Genomic DNA, 23074 nt, shown 5'->3' on the forward strand with positions numbered 1-23074 from the left:
ATCATATTATCACATTATAACATTAAAACTATGAATATTTATTTAGAGGCATTCGGCCTTTTTTCTAAAATAGGAGTTTTCACTATCGGAGGTGGCTATGCCATGGTGCCACTCATAGAGGAAGAAATTGTGGAGAAACGAAAGTGGATCGCCAAAGACGATTTTATAGACTTACTTGCCATTTCCCAATCGACTCCTGGCATTCTTGCGGTTAACATTTCTATTTTCATAGGATATAAACTACGGGGAATTCGTGGTAGTCTGGTGACTACTTTAGGTACTATATTGCCATCATTCTTCATTATTCTTGCCATTGCTTTATTCTTCCATAACTTCAAAGACAATACAGTTGTAGAGCGCATTTTCAAGGGCATCCGCCCGGCGGTAGTCGCACTGATTGCCGCTCCTACATTCAGTATGGCGAAATCGGCAAAAATCAACCGTTACAATGTCTGGATACCCATTGTATCTGCACTGATCATCTGGTTGTTGGACTTCTCTCCTATCTGGGTAATCATCATCGCCGGTGTAGGAGGATACCTGTACGGACGGTTACACCATCCCAAAGTTGAAAGTTGAAAGTTGGCTGCGCATCATAAATCATAAATTATAAATTATAAATCTCCCATGCTTTATCTCCAGTTATTCTATACATTCTTCAAAATAGGTCTTTTCGGCTTTGGCGGCGGATATGCCATGCTTTCAATGATACAAGGTGAAGTAGTCACACGTTACGAGTGGCTGACACCGCAAGAGTTTACAGATATTGTAGCTATCAGTCAGATGACTCCCGGACCTATCGGAATCAATTCGGCAACGTATGTAGGCTTCACGGCTACCGGAAGTGTGTGGGGTTCTGTCATCGCTACTTTTGCAGTAGTGCTTCCTTCATTCATCCTGATGTTGGCTATCAGCAAGTTTTTCCTGAAATACCAGAAACACCCGGCTGTTGAAGCAGTATTCAGCGGATTACGTCCGGCAGTGGTAGGTCTTCTGGCATCAGCGGCCTTGATATTGATGAATACTGAGAATTTTAGTTCACCTAAAGAAGATATGTACTCGTTTATCGTCAGTTGCATCATCTTCCTGGTGGCTTTTGTGGGTACCCGGAAATATAAAGTCAATCCGATAGTGATGATTATAGTCTGCGGAATAGCAGGTTTCATATTGTATTAACAAAAAAGGTGAAGCTTATAGCGAGGGCACTGAAAAAGCCCTCCCTTCCTTTTTAAGAGAAAATATCTGCACATACCTTACAATCCTTTTGGTTCTGTGCAGATATTTTAGTATCTTGTGTGCTACAAATTCAGACTGCCATGTTATCACAGCAACAAGATTTTATACTCAGCCCCTACACCGCTCTATATGATCTAGTGGTGTCAAAGGATAACCTTTTACGGCGTATTAATGATTTGGTGGATTTTTCTTTTGTCTACCAAGAGTTGGTTAGCAAGTATTGTAGTGACAATGGACGTACTGCAGAGAGTCCTATCCGTATGTTCAAATACCTTTTGCTCAAAACCATCTATGATATCTCTGATGTAGATGTTGTTGAGCGTTCTCAATATGACATGTCATTCAAGTATTTCCTAGGTATGGCTCCTGAGGAAGGTGTCATCAATCCCAGTTCGCTTTGTAAATTCCGCAAGATGCGTCTCAAAGATATGGACTTGCTAACTCTTCTGATAAAGAAGACTGTAAGTCTGGCTGTGGAAAAAGGAATCATCACTTCCAGGACAATCATTGTTGATGCGACTCATACAGCATCAAGATCCAATCCATCTTCTCCCATAGAGCTTCTCAAACTACGTAGCAAACAATTAAGAAAAGCGCTTTATGAAGTTGACGAGGATATAAAAGACTCACTGCCGCAAAAAAATGAAGACGATGATCTGTCCCGTGAGTTGGATTATACCCAAAGGCTTCTTTCTACAATAGAGGATAACCAGGGCATGTCCAATATTCCGGCAGTCAAACAACGTCTTAATATGTTGAGGGAAACTCTTGATGACATTCAAGACCACTATACTACGTCCATAGACGGGGACGCGAGAGTTGGTCATAAGAGTGAAGACAGTTCCTTCTTTGGCTACAAGACACATATAGCCATGAGCGATGAACGTATCATCACCGCGGCTATAGTTACTTCCGGAGATAAAGGGGACGGCCCCCAATTGAGCTCATTGGTGGAAGAGAGCAGAAAGAACGGTATGCAGGTCGATACCGTTATTGGTGATACCGCATACTCAGGAAACGAAAATCTGAAATTGGCAGAAGATGAAGAAAAAGGATTCGAGTTGATATCCAGGATACATCCTATTATTAGCAACGGATTCAGAAAGGAGGACGATAAATTCGATTTCAATAAAGATGCCGGTATGTTTGTCTGCCCTGCCGGACATATGGCTATAAGAAAAGCCAAACAAGGAAAGAGCGATGGTAAATGGAATCAAACCTGGACGTATTATTTTGATGTAGAGAAGTGTAAGGTATGTTCACGGCGGGAAGGATGTTATAAAAATGGGGCAAAGAGCAAGACTTATAGTGTTTCCATTAAGACAAGCCAACAAGAAGCCCAGCTGGAATATCAACAGACAAAAGATTTTAAAACAAAAGCCGGGAAAAGATATAAGATTGAAGCCAAGAATTCTGAATTAAAACACGTGTATGGCTATGAGAGAGCGCAGTCATATGGCCTGTATTGTATGCAGATGCAAGGCGCATTGGCTATTTTCGCATCAAATATCAAGAGAATTCTCAAATTAATCTAAGAGAAACAGCCAGAAAATCCATTTTTAGCCAAACAACCATCAAAAAAGAAGATAGATGGCTGCATAGGTGGCACAAAAGCTGAAAAACAAAAATAGATTGGGAACCCAAAGAAAAAGGATTCACAATCTATTTTTTGTGTATTAGGGAGAGACTTATTACAAGTGGGGAACTTTTTCAGTGCCCTCGCTTATAGCTTCACCTTTTTGGCCACTACCTTCGACTCATTATGCAGTCGGTCGAGTGCTGTTACCACATAGCGATATTTAGTCTTTCCATTTTCATAGGGTAACTTATAGAAGTTATCCCGCGTGATGGCTACAATATGAGAAGGATCACTGATGTCCACTTTCTCTTTAGCATCGAAACGGTAAATCACATACTGTACGGCACGATCCATTTCATCCTTATACTTCGGTGCTGTCCAGAACAAAAGATATCCATCTTCTGTCCACACCGGTTTCATCTTGCGCACTTTATCCGGCGCTTCATTATCCATGAAATCAAAAACAGGAGGCAAGGCGGGATATTTGTGGTATTCAGCCATCAAAGCATCACGATACTTTCCGGCATTCTCCACCACTGCACTTGCAGGCCACTGACAACTTCCACCAATCGTCTGATAAGCACGTTGCAACGCCATCTTACGGGGAAGCTGGTTCATGGAAGGAGTCTGCGGATCAGCATTCTGCACCGTATTCATTACCGACTGACCAATGAACAAAGGACGATTTTCCGTATTCTTTGCCCACCACTTCACCAATGTCTCATAATCAGCTACCGGATGACCTATCTGCCAGTATATCTGCGGAATGTTATAGTCTATCCAACCTTCACGGGCCCAAAGAAGCACATCGGCATAAAGATCATCATAGTTTTGCAAACCGTTGGTCTTACTACCCAGCGGATCACTCTTCTGATTACGGTAAATACCAAACGGAGAAACACCGAACTTAACCCATGGCTTCAATTCACGCACTGTCTCATGAATTTTCTTTATCAACACATTGACATTACTGCGACGCCAATCCGCTTTATTAGAAAATCCACCGCCATAACGGGCAAAGCTGGCATCATCCGGAAAGTCTACTCCCTGTTTAGGATAAGGATAGAAATAATCATCCATATGAATAGCATCAACATCGTAGCGGGAAACAATATCCGTAATCACCATACAGATGTGGCGACGGCTTTCCGGCAATGCAGGGTCGAAATAGACTTGGTCACCGTAAGTAACAAACCATTCGGGATGGATATTATAAACATGGCCCGGCGCCAATTCATTCTTCAGTGAAGTCTTCACACGATAAGGATTAATCCAGGCATGAAACTCCATACCACGCTTGTGACACTCTTCAATCATAAATTCCATGGGATCCCAATAAGGATTGGGTGCTTGTCCCTGTACACCGGTCAGAAAGCGGCTCCACGGTTCCAGTTGCGAAGCATAGAGAGCATCGGCTTCGGGACGTACCTGAAAGATAATGGCATTAATGCCTGCCTCTTGCAGGGAGTTCAACTGACTGATCAGGGTCTGTTTCAACTTCTCGGTGGGAATTCCGCGGAATTGTCCGTTAACAGCTTGTATCCAGGCTGCACGAAATTCACGTTTGGGGTATCTTTCGGGTTGGAATTGCGCTGCCACTGTCAGAGAAAAGAGCAGGGCACATACGCACAAAAGGGTTCTTACTTTCATTCTTTATAAAATCTGATTAGGGTTTATTCAATTCATTGGCCATTCAACAACTACACGGACGCCACCGTTGTACGAAGTATCCAGGTAAATCTTGCCATCTACAATATCCATCACCTGACGGGCAATGGAAAGTCCCAGACCTGTGCCGGGAGTAAAGCTATCTACTTTAAAGAAACGCTCGAAAACAGTTTCCTGATATTGCGGCTCAATGCCGATACCAGTATCTTCTATTATGAAACGTATGATATTATTCTCCTTATCTTCCTCACATTGCAGACGGATCACACCCTTTTCGGTAAATTTCCCGGCATTATCCAGCAAAAGGGTAAGCACACGCTTCATCCAGGCCCGTACAGTCTGTATCACCGGGGCATCCGGAGAGGGAACCCATTGCAGTTCCACACCTTCTTTCTGCTTCCCACCCAACTCATCTATACATTCAAGACAGCAGGCATTCACATCCACCGCTTCTTTGGGCATATCCGCAGTCTGTGAGTCCATATCGGCAATATCTATTATATTATCAATCAGTTCTAACAAATAAGCACTGTTCTTCTCGACCTGACCGGAATACTCACGGGCATCTTCCACATCCAAGCCTTCTTCGGCAAGCAATGCAGAAAAACCTACTACAGAATTAAGCGGTGTACGCAACTCATGCGTGACGTGCTGGATGAACGAACTCTTAATGCGCCCCATTTTTTGCAATTCCTTACGGGCAACATCCAGTTTCCGGTTCATAGAAAGAGTACGAATATAAAGGTAAGTAACCAATATCAATAGCAGTAATATCACACAACCCGCCCCAAACACAAAAGCCAGACGCTCACGGCTCATTTTCTCACTCAGTTCCAGCTTCTCCATCTTCAGACGGTCAACCTCAAACTGAGCGGTATATTTGTTCAGCTGTTCATCCATCTCTGCCGTACGCACAGAATCATTCAACTGAGAATACTCTGCAAAAGCACGACATGCCTCCCTGTAATGTCCGATCTGTTCCAGCATAATGGCTTTTTGCCGGTAGTTTCCCGGATAATAATTGCCTATCGAACGCTGGTAATTAATCAGAGAATCCATATAAGCCACGGCATTGCCTATGTTACCCAAGATCTGACTGCACATAATTTTATAGCCGAACCAGCCCTCCTGTGAAATAGACTCTTTATTTTTAAGATAATAAGCATTTGCTTCACGAATATAAGGTTCTGCCGCTTTCTCTCCTTTTATCCCCAAAACCGCAATAACCCGAAACTGATAATAGCGCATATACAGGGCTTCTCCTATTACAACATCCTTCCCCTCTACTGTCTTCCCCAACTGTCCCAACCGATCCAGATAAGGCACGGCGTCACTATATGACTGACGTGCCAGATAAGTTTGAATGATATTGAGGGAAACAACATAAGCATCACGGTAATATTTGCCTTCTTCAAAGTGCTTCAATGCACTGTCATAATATTCAAGGCATAGCTTTATATTCTGACCGAACACACGGTGATTATAACCTATACACATTTCACCGGATGCCATGCCGTATTTATCTTTCCGTTTCTCGGCGTCTTTGCAGAGTAAATCCGTCTCCTTCATCACCTCTTCCTGCAACCCCTTTTCGGTCATTCGCTGGATGTACTGCCTCCATGCCTGATAGCGATCGGTATTACGGTGGCAACGATCTGCCCAGTCCATATATTCATAAGTCACCAGGCGCAAACTGTCCGTATCTCCTAATTCATAATAATGATTGGCAAGAATAGCATAAGCGTCACTGATATTAGCCGTATCCTTCCGCTCTTTTGCCAATTCAAGGAAGTGCATACCCAAGGGTAGAAAATTCGGTTTACCATTCGCTTTCCGTACACTGTCGGCAAGCGATTTCAGATCAATTGTCTCTTGTCCCATAACTGTCCCGAAACAAGAAAACAAGCATGCCAACATGGCACACAAGCATATCCGAGGGTATTGCATAAGGATGATTGGTTTTTAAAGTGCGCATAAAAATAATGCTTTTCCCGCTTGTATGTCAGCAACTATTTAAAAGTATAACAAATCTTAACCTGCCAATCATTATACATATTTGAATTGCAGTGATTATCTTTGCAACTTAAATTCACTTTAGTGACTCAGATTATGACCAAAAACAACTCCATACTCATCAAAGGCGCACGCGTCAACAACCTGAAAAATATAGACGTAGAAATACCCCGAAACAAACTTGTTGTCATCACCGGGTTGTCCGGTTCGGGTAAATCCTCCCTGGCATTCGACACACTTTATGCTGAGGGACAACGTCGTTATGTAGAAAGCCTGAGCAGTTATGCCCGCCAGTTCCTGGGACGTATGAGCAAGCCTGAATGTGACTTTATCAAAGGGATTCCACCTGCCATCGCCATAGAACAGAAGGTGAGCAGCCGCAATCCACGCTCCACTGTCGGCACCTCTACCGAAATATACGAATACCTGCGATTATTGTATGCCCGCATCGGACGGACATTCAGTCCCATTAGCGGAGAGGAAGTAAAAAAACATTCCACTGAAGATATCGTAAACTGTATGTTAGGCTATCCGGAAGGGACAAGATACACAGTGCTCGCTCCGATATTGCTACGTGAAGACCGTACCATGAAACAGCAACTGGACATTGATATGAAGCAAGGTTTCAATCGTCTGGAAGTAAACGGAGAGATGATACGCATTGATGAATACGAACCCAAGAAAGGAGATACCGTTTTCTTATTGATAGACCGTATGGTAGCATCCAAAGAAAAAGATGCGGTCAGCCGACTGACGGACTCTGCCGAAACGGCGATGTACGAAGGCGACGGTGCCTGTCTGCTCCGGTTCTATCAGCCTGACGGAACAACCAGCCTGTATCGCTTCAGCACTAAATTCGAAGCAGACGGTATTGCTTTTGAAGAGCCGAGCGACCAGATGTTTTCCTTCAACTCCCCCATCGGTGCCTGCCCTGAGTGCGAAGGTTTCGGTAAAGTAATCGGTATTGATGAACATCTGGTGGTTCCCAACCGTTCGCTTTCCGTTTACGACGGCGCTGTTGTGTGTTGGCGTGGCGAAGTGATGGGTGAATGGAAAGATATGGTGATACGAGGTGCCGAAAGAGCCGGATTCCCCATCTTTACACCTTACTATGAGTTGACGGACGCACAACGCCGGATGCTATGGGAAGGCACTCCTTACTTCCAGGGTATCAACGCCTTCTTTAAGATGGTGCAGGAAAATCAGTACAAAATACAATATCGTGTGATGTTGGCACGCTATCGTGGCAAAACACTTTGCCCGAAGTGCCATGGCACCCGCTTAAAACCCGAAGCCGGCTATGTACGAGTAGGAGGACGAAATATTTCCCAACTCGTAGATCTGCCGATTACGGAGCTGAAAAACTTCTTCGATAACCTGCAACTGGATAAGCACGACAAAGATGTTGCTACCCGTATTCTCATGGAAATCAACAGTCGTATCCGCTTCCTTCTCGATGTTGGATTGGGATATCTGACACTGAATCGTCTCAGCAACTCGCTTTCGGGTGGTGAGAGCCAACGTATTAATCTAGCCACTTCACTGGGCAGCAGCCTGGTAGGTTCACTCTACATCCTTGACGAACCCAGTATCGGACTACACAGTCGCGATACCGACAAGTTGATACACGTATTGCGTCAATTGCAACAACTGGGTAACACGGTTGTCATCGTGGAACATGACGAAGAAATCATCCGTGCAGCGGATTATATCATAGATATCGGTCCCAAAGCCGGTCGCTTGGGCGGACAGGTGGTCTATCAGGGAGATATGAAAGATTTGCAACCGAACAGCGATAGCTACACCGTTCGTTATCTGTTGGGAGAAGAAGAAATTCCTGTCCCGGAACATCGCCGCCCATGGAATAACTACATAGAACTGACCGGGGCACGCGAAAATAACCTAAAAGGAGTAAACGTGCGCTTTCCTCTGAATGTAATGACTGTAGTGACCGGCGTCAGCGGATCGGGAAAGAGTACTCTGGTACGCGACATCTTCTTCCGTGCCCTGAAACGCGAACTGGATGAGTGCAGCGAACGTCCGGGCGAATTCGCTTCTATCGGCGGTGACCTGCAAAACCTGCGAAATGTAGAATTTGTAGATCAGAACCCTATTGGCAAATCCAGTCGTTCAAATCCTGTAACTTATATCAAGGCTTACGACGAAATCCGCAAACTATGGGCAGATCAACCACTTGCCAAACAAATGGGATACACTGCCGGCTACTTTTCATTTAACAGTGAGGGCGGACGTTGCGAAGAATGTAAAGGTGACGGAACCATCACAGTAGAAATGCAATTCATGGCCGACTTGGTGTTGGAATGTGAAACTTGTCACGGAAAACGCTTCAAAGCTGATACACTGGAGGTTAAGTTCCATGATGCTAACATCTACGATGTACTGGAAATGACCGTGAACCAAGCTATAGAGTTCTTCACTAAACACGGACAGAAGAAGATAGTAAAAAAACTCGCTCCACTACAAGATGTAGGACTAGGCTACATCAAACTGGGACAGTCTTCCTCTACCCTTTCAGGTGGTGAAAACCAACGCGTGAAGCTGGCTTATTACCTCAGTCAGGAAAAGGCAGACCCTACCCTGTTCATCTTCGACGAACCGACTACAGGATTGCATTTCCATGATATTCGCAAATTACTAGAGGCTTTTGACGCCTTGATATTACGGGGACATTCCATCGTAATCATCGAGCACAACATGGACGTTATCAAGTGTGCCGACTATGTGATAGACCTCGGACCGGAAGGTGGCGACAAAGGTGGAAATCTGGTAGCGGCAGGTACACCGGAAGAAGTGGCAAAATGTGCGGCAAGTTATACAGGACAATTCCTGCAAGAAAAACTGCACATGAAATAATTGAATTTATAATAATCTGCAAAACGGAAAAATCTTAACCCGCTTAATTCATAATAGGAGTTAAAGAAGTTATCACTTCGTTAGGAGTTAAAGGAGTTAGAGCCGATAGTGCTTTTTACGGATGTCAATAGTATTGGCTCTAACTCCTGCGTATGAGTTATGTAAGTTAGAAGTAGAAACCGAAACCAACCTTCAGACCAAATACCGAACGGTCACCGTTTACGTTCCAGTACACAGCCGGCTCAAGTGTCACCGTCCTCGACAGGAAGAAAGCGTAACCCGCTTCAGCACCGAAAGAAAACTTGGTATCATCGCTTGTCCCCCAATCCCAACGGTCTACGTTGACATCAGCGCCCAGATATAGACCAATCTTACTGAAATAGTAACGACCGCCTACACCGAGGGTATAAACATCCGTATCACCTCCTTTTTCATTCCATTTGGCTCCTGCATGTATCAGTAACGCCACATTATCCAGCAGAAACGCACCACCTTTGGCTTCAATGCCAAATGAAGTCTTGTCTGTCTCTGTATTATGCGACAAACCTAAGCCGGAAATCGACGGATTCAAGATCCACTTTCCTTTTTCAAATTGTGCCTGGGCAGCCACTGTGGCCACAAGCAGACAAACGAGTAATGCTAATTTTTTCATTGTTACTTATTAGTTTTTGGTGTTATTGTACTTCTCATCTTCCTCTTTACGTTTTCGCTGCAAGTCTTCTTTCTTACGCAACACCAACCAGAGGATAAACACAATGATATAGGATGCTGCAACAGTGACGTATTTTTCCGTATCACTGATAACAGTGTTGCGCGGCAGGAAATAAGCTGCCGTAGCACTCACATAGATAAGCAGAGCGATCGTGATGCTTGTAGATTTTTTAAATCTCTTCATTACCAAAGTTTTTTAGTCGTTTTAAAATACCAGATACTAAACCAGAGCGCAGCTACCACAGCCGCCAGGATGGCAACACCGAGAGCTGCCTGAGGTCCTAAGCCAAAGCCTTCGGGGGCTATGCAGATGTATGTTGTACAAACAGTTGTCATAAATACAGCCGGAACATAAGTTACATAAAAGTAATGCCCTTTCTTTTCACGCACCAGATAGACGGTAATCGCCCAAAGCGTAAAGACGGAAAGCGTCTGATTGGTCCATGCAAAGTAACGCCAAATCATGTCAAAGCCCTCTTTGTCGCTCAAACTGTAGAGCAACAAACCAATAGCAGCGAGAAACATAGGAATACATATATACAAACGACGACGCATGGATTTTTGTTCCATTCCGAGGAAGTCTGCCACAATAAGGCGGGCAGAGCGGAAAGCGGTATCACCACTCGTGATAGGCGCGGCAATCACACCTAATATAGCAAGGAATCCTCCCGCAGTACCGAGCCAATCTTTGGTGATAGCATCCACTACTACGGCAGCATTCGTCTCCCCCATTCCGTTTTCATGAAAGAAATAGGTGGCAGCTGCAGCCCAAATCAGGGCAACAATACCTTCGGTAATCATAGCACCATAGAACACAGGGCGACCGTGACGTTCACTCGTCATACAACGGGCCATCAACGGACTTTGCGTAGCATGAAAACCACTGATAGCACCACAGGCTATGCTGACAAACATAATCGGGAAAATGGGCAGTTCAGCGGCATTAGGATTCGTATTCTGTAATCCGTCCCAGAATTCCGGCAAGACAGGATGCTTCACATAAAGCATCACCAGTATACCCACCGCCATAAATAGCAATGCAACAGCAAAAAGCGGATATATCTTACCTATGATTTTATCAACCGGCAACAAAGTGGCAAAAATATAATAGATAAATACTACTATTATCCAGAACGTAACATCCAAAGATTCCGGTGTCAATTTTGCCAGCAATCCGGCAGGGCCGGCCACAAAGACAGCTCCTACCAATATCATCAAAAGAACTGTAAAGCCGCGCATCACTTGCTTGGTAGTTACTCCCAGATAGCGACCGATGATCTCCGGCAAGCTTTCACCGCCATTACGCAGAGAGAGCATACCTGCCAGGTAATCATGTACGGCTCCGGCAAAGATACTGCCGAGCACAATCCACAAATAAGATGATACACCAAATTTAGCCCCCATAATAGCACCGAAGATAGGACCCAAACCGGCAATATTGAGAAATTGTATCATGAAAATCTTCCAGGTGGGCAAAGGGATATAATCCACCCCATCGGTCTTAGTCAAAGCAGGCGTCTTACGATCGTCAGGACCGAAAATATGTTCGATGAAACGCCCGTAAAGAAAATAACCTGCTATTAATGCCAACAGACAAAGCGTAAATGTAATCATGGTGCGTTATTCATTATTTTTAATGGACGCAAATGTAATAGTTTCTAAGGAAACTGCACAATATTCTCAAGTGTTTTACTTATCTTCGCCGCTAAAAATGACAGAAATAAAGAAGGAAAAGAGAATTTGTTTAGAATAAGTATATAGGTATTACAATAAAATCTCTATCAACATGAAACAGTTACTTCTCACTATATTATTTTTCACATTCGTTCTGCCCCTTACCGCGCAATCCGCCGGTGAGATGGTTACCCGTCCTCCAAAATACGAAGTGCGCGCTGCCTGGCTCACCTCCGTCTATGGTTTGGACTGGCCCCGTACCCGTGCCACCAGCCCCGAAGGCATCCGAAAACAAAAGGCAGAACTAGTCGAGATACTTGACCGACTGAAGGATGCTAACTTCAACACTGTGCTCTTCCAGACACGAACGCGCGGTGACGTGCTCTACCGCTCGAAGATAGAACCGTTCAACTCCATCCTGACCGGAAAAACAGGCACTGATCCGGGATACGATCCACTGGCTTTCGCCATAGAAGAGTGTCATAAGCGTGGTATGGAGTGCCATGCCTGGATGGTAGCCATTCCGTTAGGCAATCGCAAGCATGTTGCCAATCTGGGTAATGCCTCCGTAACCAAACAGAAATCCGCTATTTGTGTGCCTTATAAGCGTGAATACTTCCTCAATCCCGGAAATCCGGAAACCAAAGAATATCTGATGAGCCTTGTACGCGAAGTCGTAGAAAAATATGACATGGATGGCGTCCACTTCGATTATCTGCGTTATCCGGAGAATGCTCCCCGATTCCCTGACACCTATGATTTCCGGAAATATGGCAAAGGACGCGACCTCGCCCAATGGCGCAGGGATAACATTACGGAAATCGTCCGACACCTCTACAAAGGTGTGAAAGCTCTGAAACCCTGGGTAAAGGTAAGTACCTGCCCTGTAGGAAAATACCGTGATACTTCCCGTTATCCCTCCCGCGGATGGAATGCTTTTCATACTGTTTACCAGGATGCACAAGGTTGGTTGGGTGAAGGCATACAGGATCAGATATATCCCATGCTTTACTTCCGGGGTAACCATTTCTACCCTTTTGCCCTCGACTGGCAGGAACAAAGTAATGGTCGCCAGATCATTCCCGGACTGGGTATCTATTTCCTCGATCCCAGTGAAGGAAACTGGACACTGGATGAAGTGGAGCGTCAGATGCACTTCATCCGTACCCACAAACTGGCAGGTCAGGCTCATTATCGCGTGAAATATCTGATGGACAACACACAAGGGTTGTATGATGTATTGGAAGAGGACTTTTATACCGCTCCTGCCCTGCAACCTGCCATGCCCTGGATAGACAACGTACCACCGACAGCTCCTACCCGCCTTACCGTCACTCAACAGTCCGATGGTTATGTACATCTGAGCTGGCTGCCTGCCATGGATAATGATAAACGCAATGTGCCGACATATGTCATTTACGGCTCGGACACTTACCCGGTGGATACCTCCAATCCGGAAAACATCATTGCCCAGCGAGTACAGGGAACGGAATACACGTATGCTCCCATCCGCTTATGGACGGCAAAGAGGTATTTTGCCGTCACTGCCGTGGACCGTTGCGGCAATGAAAGCGAAACGTGCAGATAAATTTTATGATAAACAGTTATAATATCCAAAAATTTCATTACATTTGTATGTCTTAATACTAATGCAATGAAAAAACATTTTCTCCTGACGACCAAACTCTACCCTATCTTTACCCTTCTATTGTTATTACTATGGATGGGTGAAAGCACTAGTTGTAAATTCCGTCCTTCTCATGAAACATCATGGCGGCAACTTATTGACTCCGTAGCGCGTGCCAACTACAATCTGGCATTCAGTAATCCCGACTCTATACGCCAAATCTTATCAGCCCTGCCTATCCCACTCGAAGACAGTTTAAACCGATACTATCTTTTCCTGCATTATGGGCGCTGTTATTTTCTAAATGATCAATGGGATTCCACCATGGCCTGTGCCAATACCGTAATAGCTTTCTGCAAGCGTTCACCTATGTCCCCCGCCAAACACTCTCTCTTAGGAACCGCCTATAATATGAAAGCTGTTGTTTACACAACTCGTAACCAACGGGATTCCTCTCTATTTTATCTCAATCTTGCATACCAACATATACAATCAGGCGATACTCGTCGTGAAATGCCCAACATATGCGTCAACGCAGCCGATGTCTGCCGACAAATGGGCAAACTCCCGCAAGCCGCCGCTTGGTATCGTCGTGCAATGACAGCCGCCGATTCCCTGCAAATGCCCTCATTAATGCACTGCATCCATGCCGGATTAGGTCTGATATACGCCGATCTGAATAATTTTGAAAAAGCACACCTCTATTTTTCTATGGCAGACACTCTTTACCCACCGGAAACGTCCTATGAAAAATATTACTTTTACAATTCCCTTAGCAACTGCTATTTCTTTGAAAAGAAACACACAGAAGCTTTGAAATATAGTCGAAAAGCCTATGCAGTTACTAAAGAGTTAAAACAAGCATATGCCAGCGCCAATGTAGAAGCAAACTTAGGTGAGCAATTTTTAGTAATGGGGCAACTCGACTCTGCCCGGTATTATCTGGATATCGCCAACCAATACTTCGCAAACTCTCCGGATGCAGACACTGGCATACGTTTCTATGTCCGTCGATTATACGCATCTCTGGCTTTAGCCGAAAACAACCTGGCTGAAGCCCACAAGATTCTTTCAGAACCATACGATCCCTCTATTATCAGCCCTGTTTATCTTTATGAGCATAACAAACGCCTTGTGGAATATTATACTAAAACCGGTGATTACCAAAAAGTAAATCAATATCAGAAAATGGTCACTCTTTATGACGATTCTTTACGTAGCACCCGTTATCAAAACAGCATCGCTGAAATGGATATGCGATACAGCCAGGACACGGCTCTGTTGCGGCGCGACGTAATCATCGCCAATACCCATACCCAAGTTTCTCATCTACAAAGCGCTGTCATCCTCAGCATCATCCTGCTGATACTGACATTAATCATCGCCTTCTCCATCTATAGCTATATCCGCCGCCGCAACGAACGTAAACGCCGCGAACAGCTTAGCCTCATCACCCACTTACGTATGGAAAATGTTCGCAACCGCTTCTCACCCCATTTCGTATTCAATGTGTTGAATGCTGTCATCGGCTCCTTGTCACAGGAAGAGAGCAAAACATTGCCGATACGTCTTCTTATCCAAGTACTGCGCAATAACCTGCTTATCTCCGACAAGATAGCTATACCACTGCGTGAAGAGATGGAATTGGTAAAAAGCTATATCGGTTTGCGCCAAAGCATCAACCCGCAAACACCAACTGTGGAACTGGAGATTTCACCAGATATCGACATGGAGCAGCCATTGCCGGCTATGATTATCCAAATACCGGTAGAGAATGCCCTGAAACACGCCTTTCCTCCGGGATACAGCACTAACGAGTCCCCTTTGGTGTGCATAAGCATCCAACCGGAAGATACCGACTATTTCCACATAACAATAGAAGACAACGGAACAGGCTATATGCCAGGCGCCAAGCCCACGGATAGGTCGCACCTCAATGACACGGGCACAGGCATTCATATTTTGGTTCGTACCGTGGAACTATTGAACCAAAGAAATACACTTAAAATGAAGTTTGAAATCAATGATCGCTCCGTCGTCTGCGAAGAAGAGCACGGCACGTGCGTCACAATCCTTATACCTTATACATATAACTATCACTCATGAAACACTCTCCAATTACCACCATGATTATCGATGATGAACCCGCTTGCATCAAACGCCTCATCCAAGACCTCGAAGCCTTCCCCGAAGTGCAAGTGATAGAAACTGCCACTTCCGCAGATAAAGCCCGGAAGATAATTGTCAAACAACAGCCCGACTTGCTGTTTCTTGATGTGGAAATGCCGCAGACCAACGGCATCGAACTGTTGCAAAGCATCCGTCCGGAAGTCCATCCCGATCTCTGCGTAGTTTTCTACAGTGCTTTCGATCAGTATATGATTGATGCACTCCGTGCCGCTGCCTTCGACTTCCTACTGAAACCCTATCAACCGGAAGAGTTGGCATTCATCATCAACCGCGTGAAGCGTGAATTGGAACTGAACCCGCTGAACTTCGAGCAATCTATGCGCCGCCTGCTCTCCGACGACCGCAAATTCGCCATTCAGACAGTCACCGGCCTGCTGCTACTCAAGCGCTCAGATGTACTCTGTTTCCGCTTCCTCGGCGATACCCACTGCTGGCAAATGATACTGACAGACCGCAACCATTACAAATTACGCAACAGTACCACCGCAAAGGAACTGCTGAACATCAGCAACTCCTTCGCTCAAACCGGGCAAGATTGTATCCTGAACCTCGATTATCTATTGAATATAGAAAACAAATCACTCCGCTGCGTCCTGCATCCGCCGTTTCAGGACATGGAAATTACGGTGTCACGGCGGTACTTTGGAAAGATCAGAGATTTATTGGAGATGATCTAAACAGGGCAAGATACTCTCAAAGCATAAGCAGATTGTAATAATGTACTTATAAAAAAGCACCGCTTAACAATAGTTTTTTTACAGTATATCAACGTTTTCTACAGCATAAGGAAGAAGCCATAAATTCCATCTGGTGCATCATGGATAAAAATCGTAAATTTGGTACGAAACAGTATTATATCACTTAAAAACCAAATTTTATAAAAAGCTTGAATTTTATCTTATTATCCACATTGTTGGTTCTGTTCGCCTCTGCCTGCTCAAAGGATGATGACAGTACGGTTGATCTCAGTAATATCAACGCTACCTATGTGCAGATTGCAGGACCTACACAGAAAACATTCAAAAAAGTCTATACCGGTGGGGTTATTGAAGAGTCTTGGAGTCACGAAGTATACGACTACTTCAGTTCTTCATCACTTCCTAAAACCATGATAAAGATTGGTTCACATAACGCAGGTTCGGATTGGTATCACTACGAAGTCGATGATTATCTATACTGTAGCCAGACTATAGAATTCGAAGAAACAGTGAAAGGCTTTTTAATGTTCGAGGGTAAGGGAACTTGCCATGAAAGAATAGAACGTTACATCAAGGACGCTTTTCTTAGAACCCAATACATCGGTTATAGTTTTAAAAGAGATGCAGAATTGGAAAACAAATACGCAGAAGAACTTCAACTCATAGGTATCACCCAAACCACAGATCTGGATGAATCATCCTTAAACAAAACTCTCTATATCGCTGCGTATTCCGTCAACAATTACCATGGAACTTCGGATAGCGGCGCAGATTCCTTCATGTCGGGGGATGTATACTACATCGACATCTATTTAGGAGAAAACAACACAATCAATCCGATTCAAAAACTACCCAAAGTCTCCGATTGGGGGGTAGAACTGACAACAACTGAAAGCCCCAGCTATTTTTAAGCCTTACTAAATATATATTCCGAATCAGAATAAGCTATTTATAGCCGGTTCCCTGACAATGTGGGCATCTTACCTGAACATGAGTGAGACCAACCGAAAGTAGTTCTTGGCAGTTATTACACCTGTGACGCACTTTTGAGGAATTTCCGTACGTAGGAACGGTTTTCAACTGACACTTCCTGCCTGTCCCGTTACAATAAGGACATACTGTTTTGACTCTTTGATCTTTGTTTTGCTGATTATTAAAGTTTCCCTGATTGCTTGGTATCGTCTGACCACTGTTCGACCCTATTCCATTCTGAAGAGCAGCCAGTCGTTTCTGTGCAAAACTATCCCCTTGCGAAGCTGCCTGCCGGAACCAATAAAGCGCATCTCCATACATTCCATCAAGTTCCAGTGACATCGCCAACACGCATTGCGCAGACGAGTTTCCATTCATTGCCGATAACTTCAACCAAGCCTCCGATTTTACCGGATTTTTCTCCACCCCATTGCCGCTGGAATACATGATCGCTATGCAGCATTGCGCCTCCGCATTATCCAATACTGCCGCTTCTTCATAATATTTCGCCGCATTCACCATATCTTTCTTCTTCTCGTATTCCTTTCCTAACGCCAACAATCTAGCGGCTTTCTCTTGTTGGTTTTCCTGCGCAGTAGCGGAGGGGGATGCCGCGGAAGAGACAATAGTGATAGTACGATTCGGATTCGTCTCTTTCGCAGGAAGCTCAACATCGTTCAATACAAAGAAGCTCTCATGCTCATTATTACGCGCCATAAATTCTCCTCCCGAGTATACAACAGATTCATATTTACAAGGTACCACCTCTTTACCGTTCAAATCACAAGCGCCTCTTTTATCTCCGATCTTCACACCATAATAACCATCATGTAAAGTAACAAGTGAATATTTACCGGGAGCGATGATTTCTTTACCATTCAAATCACAAGCGCCCCATGTTTCTGAATTAGCAACCGAATAATAACCACCGTAACCATCATGATAGCATACACTATATCCCGGATATCTCTCTTCGAGCCGACTTACCAACTCCTTGTTTTCCTGCGCAAAAACGACAGACGAGAACAAGACCGTTATTAAACAAAACAATACTTTTTTCATACGTATATAAATTTAGAATTATTCAAGAAGGTACTAAAAGGTATCATACTCCCTTTGGGGATAATCCCCGTGAGGATTCTTTTTTTCATCAATTACCACTATCCTCGTCCCGGCTTCTTTCTGTATCTTTAATGCGATGTGATTCGTCTTCCGATTGATATAAACCTCGGCAATCAGCGTAAGCCTGCAATCTATTTCGGATATTTTCAGATTCCTTATCAGGGAAAGGAATGTCAGGCGGTTGGAAACACAAGAGAGCCTGGTTAGAGCGGTCAGTTCGGTTACATCCAGATCGATCAGCCGATTATAATCGCAATTAACCACCGCAAGCCGGGGATGGATGCCAAAAGGAATGTACTGTAGTTTATTATAGGCACAAGAGAGTTTCGTAATATTTTTAAAACAAGCTATTTCCTCTACCGCACTAACCCCTCTATTCTCTATATTCAGCTCTCCGGCAAATGAAGTCGCCTCCTTTTCTGATATCCGCCCGTCATTATCCGTATCTATCACCGGATTGTGCGACAGCAATGCCTGCTCAAATTTAATATCTTCAAAATGGAGATATTTATCTTGAGAATAAGCGACAGCGGGAAGCATGACGCATATCAATAGTATAAAAAAAGGACTTTTCTGTCTCATGCTTATTTGACTCAATATTAGAATGTTCTTGTTATTTCAATTTAGACGTACTCACTTGGGAAGTCAAATAAGAAAACCACTCCTCATAATTCCCAAACTCCTGAACATTCACTAATTTTTTGGAGAAGATTTCTCTCAATTTATTTTCGGCATCCTTGCTTCCATTGATCGCGGCCAACGTAAACCATACCAAAGCCCCCTTTTCGTCTTCCGCAGTCCTTTTGTCATTGAAAAGCATATCTCCTAAAGAATACTGAGCGGGAGCAAAATTTTGCTTTCCCGACTCTAACAGCCAATACACCACTTTATCCATATCCGCTTTATTCTTTTCATCAGAACAAAGATAACAAGCACTTAACATGTACTGAGCTTCAGGATTCCCTTTTTCCGCAGCTTTTAGATACCATTCCTTCGCCTTGGCTATATTTCGTTCCACTCCCTTACCATTATAATAACAGGAAGCCAGAGCTATTTCAGATTCCAGAAATCCCTTTTCAGCCGCTTTAGCATACCAATAGAATGCTTGAGAATCATTTTTCAGGCAACCGTAACAAAATCCCAATTGATGCAACGCCAATACCGACCCCCAATCCACCGCTTTTTTATAATATTCAATTGCCTCATTCAGATTCTGTTCTACCCCCTTTCCTGTAATATAAAGAAAGCCCCTGTTTTCATAAGCCTTCAAAGCAATATTCTTCAGGGCAACATTCTTCAGAGCGGCATCCTGTCTTTGTGCGGCCTCACATGCAGCAGATGCTATAGCATAAAATCTTATGGCATTGCCATAATCATTTTGCGCTTCATAATTTTCGGCAACCTTCAATGCTTTGCTTGCCACTTCCAGAAAATCTTCGGTTGGGTCACCGGAATCAGTAGAAGTTGATTGGTTCTCGGCAACCACCTTTCCTCCCATAGTAATTCGGTAGAAATTCTCCCTGCCAATTTTAACCGTCATACTTTTCTCGCCCATGGCACTCACCGAAAGTTCATCTCCCTCTTTTACATTTAAAAGAGTAAAGTTTCCATTCTCATCACTAAGAGAAGCTCTATTGCTTCCCTTAATCATAAGAGTAACACCAGAATACGGTACCCCGGATTTATCCATTACCTGTCCGGATATACTTTTTGTCTGAGCAAGTAATACTCCGGTGCATAGTGTCAGTATCATTACAAGAACAAGTTCCCGAAATCTTCCCGAATGATTTAGTGAATCATTTTTTTGATAACAATTTCTTAAAACCAAGACAGATAACGTACAGCAATCTGTCACCATTTTGTTTTTTATCGTTTTCATAGCCCTACATTTAAAGATTTAATGATGAAACACACGAGAAGAATTAAAAAGACCTCCCATATAGTGTATATTTATCTTCAAGTCACCGGACAAAAACCTTTAAGCATTGGCCTGCAATCTTCAGAATATAAATACCCGTAACTACAAGTATATTAAACCGAGACATCGGAGCTAAAGTACCGGCAGCAACCATTTTTCCGGTAACGTCAAACAATACGTAAGCTTCCGGACTCAACGCCCCTTCCATAACAATTTCACTCTTCAACCCGTATACTTTCAAAGTAGACTCCTTGATAGGAATGAGAAACGTTGGATAATCTTTTTGGATTATATTAACGAAATCACCCCACTGCAATGCGGAAAAATATTTCGCCAACACATCTGTCCCTCTTGGAATACACAAGCAACAAGTCTCTTTGTCAACACCTTCAAAAACAGCGTTTCCCAATGTTGGAGGAACTGTAGCTGCACAAGAGATAGTATCTAATTTATTACAAACACTAAAAGCGGTAGAACCAATCGCATTTAAAGTAGCAGGAAAAGACAAAGATATCAAACCATCACAGTGTGAAAAAGCAGATCTTCCAATAGCAGTCAGCGAGGACGGAAATTGGAATGAAAGTATTTTACTACCCTTAAAAGCCTCATCCGGAATAGAAACAACGTTGGCTTCCGCCATGTCTACAGCATAAAGAAGCGGCATATTAGTATGGATATACTTATAATCGCTTTCATTTAACACTCCTTTAATCATTAATTGAGTGACAACACTGGGATGCTTTCCCGATTGTTGCAATATTGATATTCCCAATGTTCCTGCTTCAGCAACATTTACCGTAACATTCTCTTCCTTATCGATAAATGCCCAATTACCAGAAAACTGTATCCATCCCGATGCTGTTCTATAATCATTCTTTTTCCCCTCCGGAACAAAACAGAATTTAAATTTAGTGTTTTCAAAAGTGTTCGTTGAAATTGTGGGAGGTACTTGACGTAAGCAACGAAGTGCATCCAATTTATCACATTCGGAAAAAGCATATTGTTCTATGATAGTCAACGAGATTGGTAAAGTGAGAATGCCGGTTAATCCGGTACAACCAGAAAAGGCAGAGCGCCCAATGCCTACCAACGAAACAGGTAACACCAAACTTGTTAGATACCTGCAACCCAAAAATGCAATACTACCGATAGTTGTCAACGATGGAGGTAATATCAGCTTATTCAAATAGGTACATCCGCAGAAAGCGCCACTTCCAATCGTTTTCAACGATGTGCAATCTGAAAAATCCAATGAGGTCAAACCGCTACAGTTATTAAAGGCGTCATTGCCAATAGAAGTCAGCCTGCCGCATTGTGAAAAATCAACAGATGTAAAGCCAGTACACTCCTTGAAAGCTTCAGCATCAATGACCGTTAGTCCTGATGGTAGAGACAAGGAGCCCGTCAACCGGGAGCAACAAGTAAAGGCACCTTTTCCAATGGTTTGCATGGAAGCCGGAAGAAGTAACTCACCGCTCAAATTGACACAAACACTAAAGGCAGCTTCACCAATAGTCGTTAACGAAGCGGGTAATATTATTTTTCCTGCCAGGTTAGTACAATTGCAAAAAGCATAATCACCAATGGTTTTCAATGATGTACAACCAGATATATCGACTGACTTCAAAGCTTTACTATTCATAAAAGCTCCATCCCCAATAGTCGTCAGACTGGTACATTTTGATAAATCCAATGATACTATGTTGCTCTCTCTCAACATATCGGCACCAATACATTCCAAATGTATGCAATCTGCCAAATCAATGGAAGACAAACCGCTGCAATACCGGAAAGCCGCCTCACCAATGGTTACTAATGAAGCCGGTAATTTCAAACATCCCGCCAACCCCGGACAAGTCATGAAGGCGCGAGATCCAATACTTGCAAAAGAGCGACAAGCTGAGAAATCAACAGAAGTTATTCCGGAACAACCAGAAAAAGCCGCCTCGTCAATTATTTCAAGTGAAGCAGGAAATATAAGAGTCGCGCTTAAACCGCTACAAAGCCCAAACGCATTCTTGCCAATAGAAATAAGACTTTCCGGAAAGGACAGCGAATGCAAACCACTGCAATAAGAAAAGGACACATCGCCAATGGACACTAATGATGGAGGAAAAGCCACAGAAGTCAAACCTGTACAGCCGGAAAACGTACCGGCACCGGTGTCTGTTAGCGAAAGACATTGGGAATAATCCGCAAAAACGAGCCCTGTACATTTTTGAAATGCAAAAACATCCAAAGTCGTCAATGCAGCGGGGAACACCAATGTACCCGACAATCCCGCACATCCAGAAAAAGCATAAGCACCGATAGAACTTACTGATTGTGGTAGACGCAAAATCCCGCTCATATTGCGGCAACCGGAAAATGCATCATCTTCAATCGCTTCCAATGAGGGTGGAAAAGCCGGCACTTGCGCCAATCCTACGCAATTAGAGAATGCATGTTTGCCAATAGACTTAAGAGTCGTCACTTTACTGAAATCAATCGCTTTAAGCGTCTCATCCAAAACCGAACTGTAAAGTCTTCCAAGTACTTTATTAACTTCCATTGGATCAACTTCACTACCACTCCCTGAAATATGGAGTGTCCCGGTAACGTAATCAAACGAATAGCTAAGCTGACTCCAGCTTACCACAGAACCACCCAACAAAAACAGCAATACAGCCAAACGTAATTTCCACTTCATAATTCCCATTTTTAAGTTCATGCCTCGTAACAAATGTACAAAAAAGACAGGTTAAAAGGAAAGCCCTTTAAGCCACATTCATACTAAACGTCAGATTTCACTT

17 protein-coding genes are annotated in these 23074 nt (G+C 43.7%); 8 read left to right on the plus strand and 9 right to left on the minus strand.

What is annotated here, in order from left to right:
• Positions 1–30: 30 nt before the first annotated feature.
• The 3 genes from K6V21_RS24900 (at position 31) to K6V21_RS24910 (ending at position 2771) form a co-directional block, all read left to right on the plus strand.
• Positions 31–579 (plus strand): chromate transporter, encoded by a 549-nt coding sequence (locus tag K6V21_RS24900; protein ID WP_149925401.1) that lies wholly within the window; start codon positions 31–33, stop codon positions 577–579.
• A gap of 48 nt (positions 580–627) precedes the next feature.
• Positions 628–1176, plus strand: a complete 549-nt coding sequence (locus K6V21_RS24905; RefSeq protein ID WP_118402441.1) for a chromate transporter — start codon at positions 628–630, stop codon at positions 1174–1176.
• A gap of 140 nt (positions 1177–1316) precedes the next feature.
• Positions 1317–2771: an IS1182 family transposase gene (locus K6V21_RS24910; protein ID WP_217716775.1), complete on the plus strand. Its 1455-nt coding sequence runs from the start codon at positions 1317–1319 to the stop codon at positions 2769–2771.
• A gap of 188 nt (positions 2772–2959) precedes the next feature.
• Here K6V21_RS24910 and K6V21_RS24915 read toward each other — a convergent pair whose 3' ends face one another.
• Positions 2960–4465: a glycoside hydrolase family 10 protein gene (locus K6V21_RS24915; RefSeq protein ID WP_149934296.1), complete on the minus strand. Its 1506-nt coding sequence runs from the start codon at positions 4463–4465 to the stop codon at positions 2960–2962.
• 27 nt (positions 4466–4492) lie between these two features.
• A complete protein-coding gene (locus tag K6V21_RS24920; protein ID WP_224320253.1) occupies positions 4493–6430 on the minus strand; it encodes a sensor histidine kinase in 1938 nt (645 codons plus the stop codon).
• 162 nt (positions 6431–6592) lie between these two features.
• Between K6V21_RS24920 and uvrA the strand changes: the two genes are divergently transcribed.
• Positions 6593–9370 carry an excinuclease ABC subunit UvrA gene (uvrA, locus tag K6V21_RS24925; RefSeq protein ID WP_224320254.1) on the plus strand — a complete coding sequence of 926 codons (2778 nt, stop codon included), beginning with the start codon at positions 6593–6595 and terminating at the stop codon, positions 9368–9370.
• Between the two features lie 166 nt (positions 9371–9536).
• On the opposite strand, the gene K6V21_RS24930 is transcribed toward uvrA, so the two are convergent.
• From K6V21_RS24930 to K6V21_RS24940, 3 genes are read right to left on the minus strand one after another with little or no spacing between them, the layout of a single operon-like run.
• Positions 9537–10022, minus strand: coding sequence for an outer membrane beta-barrel protein (locus K6V21_RS24930; protein WP_007214818.1), 486 nt, complete (start codon positions 10020–10022; stop codon positions 9537–9539).
• A gap of 9 nt (positions 10023–10031) precedes the next feature.
• A complete protein-coding gene (locus K6V21_RS24935) occupies positions 10032–10265 on the minus strand; it encodes a hypothetical protein (protein WP_044263376.1) in 234 nt (77 codons plus the stop codon).
• Positions 10265–11695 carry a carbon starvation protein A gene (locus K6V21_RS24940; RefSeq protein WP_224320255.1) on the minus strand — a complete coding sequence of 477 codons (1431 nt, stop codon included), beginning with the start codon at positions 11693–11695 and terminating at the stop codon, positions 10265–10267. Before K6V21_RS24940 ends, K6V21_RS24935 begins: the two co-directional genes overlap by 1 nt.
• 172 nt (positions 11696–11867) lie before the next feature.
• Between K6V21_RS24940 and K6V21_RS24945 the strand changes: the two genes are divergently transcribed.
• The 4 genes from K6V21_RS24945 to K6V21_RS24960 all read left to right on the plus strand — a co-directional run bounded on the left by K6V21_RS24945 (position 11868) and on the right by K6V21_RS24960 (position 17181).
• Entirely contained in the window at positions 11868–13343 is a 1476-nt protein-coding gene (locus K6V21_RS24945) for a glycoside hydrolase family 10 protein (protein WP_224320256.1), read from the plus strand.
• A gap of 66 nt (positions 13344–13409) precedes the next feature.
• Positions 13410–15488, plus strand: a complete 2079-nt coding sequence (locus K6V21_RS24950) for a histidine kinase (protein WP_224320257.1) — start codon at positions 13410–13412, stop codon at positions 15486–15488.
• Complete coding sequence (locus tag K6V21_RS24955) at positions 15485–16249, plus strand: LytR/AlgR family response regulator transcription factor (RefSeq protein ID WP_224320258.1); 765 nt, start codon at positions 15485–15487, stop codon at positions 16247–16249. Before K6V21_RS24950 ends, K6V21_RS24955 begins: the two co-directional genes overlap by 4 nt.
• 209 nt (positions 16250–16458) lie before the next feature.
• Entirely contained in the window at positions 16459–17181 is a 723-nt protein-coding gene (locus K6V21_RS24960; RefSeq protein WP_224320259.1) for a hypothetical protein, read from the plus strand.
• A 34-nt stretch (positions 17182–17215) separates the two neighbouring features.
• Here K6V21_RS24960 and K6V21_RS24965 read toward each other — a convergent pair whose 3' ends face one another.
• The 4 genes from K6V21_RS24965 to K6V21_RS24980 form a co-directional block, all read right to left on the minus strand.
• Complete coding sequence (locus K6V21_RS24965; RefSeq protein ID WP_224320260.1) at positions 17216–18304, minus strand: WG repeat-containing protein; 1089 nt, start codon at positions 18302–18304, stop codon at positions 17216–17218.
• A gap of 33 nt (positions 18305–18337) precedes the next feature.
• Positions 18338–18946 carry a hypothetical protein gene (locus K6V21_RS24970; protein ID WP_224320261.1) on the minus strand — a complete coding sequence of 203 codons (609 nt, stop codon included), beginning with the start codon at positions 18944–18946 and terminating at the stop codon, positions 18338–18340.
• A gap of 31 nt (positions 18947–18977) precedes the next feature.
• Complete coding sequence (locus K6V21_RS24975; protein ID WP_224320262.1) at positions 18978–20117, minus strand: carboxypeptidase-like regulatory domain-containing protein; 1140 nt, start codon at positions 20115–20117, stop codon at positions 18978–18980.
• Positions 20118–20325: 208 nt separating this feature from the next.
• Positions 20326–22971 (minus strand): leucine-rich repeat domain-containing protein, encoded by a 2646-nt coding sequence (locus K6V21_RS24980; protein WP_224320263.1) that lies wholly within the window; start codon positions 22969–22971, stop codon positions 20326–20328.
• Positions 22972–23074: the final 103 nt, after the last annotated feature.

It is taken from the genome of Bacteroides cellulosilyticus, assembly GCF_020091405.1.
Taxonomy (GTDB): domain Bacteria; phylum Bacteroidota; class Bacteroidia; order Bacteroidales; family Bacteroidaceae; genus Bacteroides.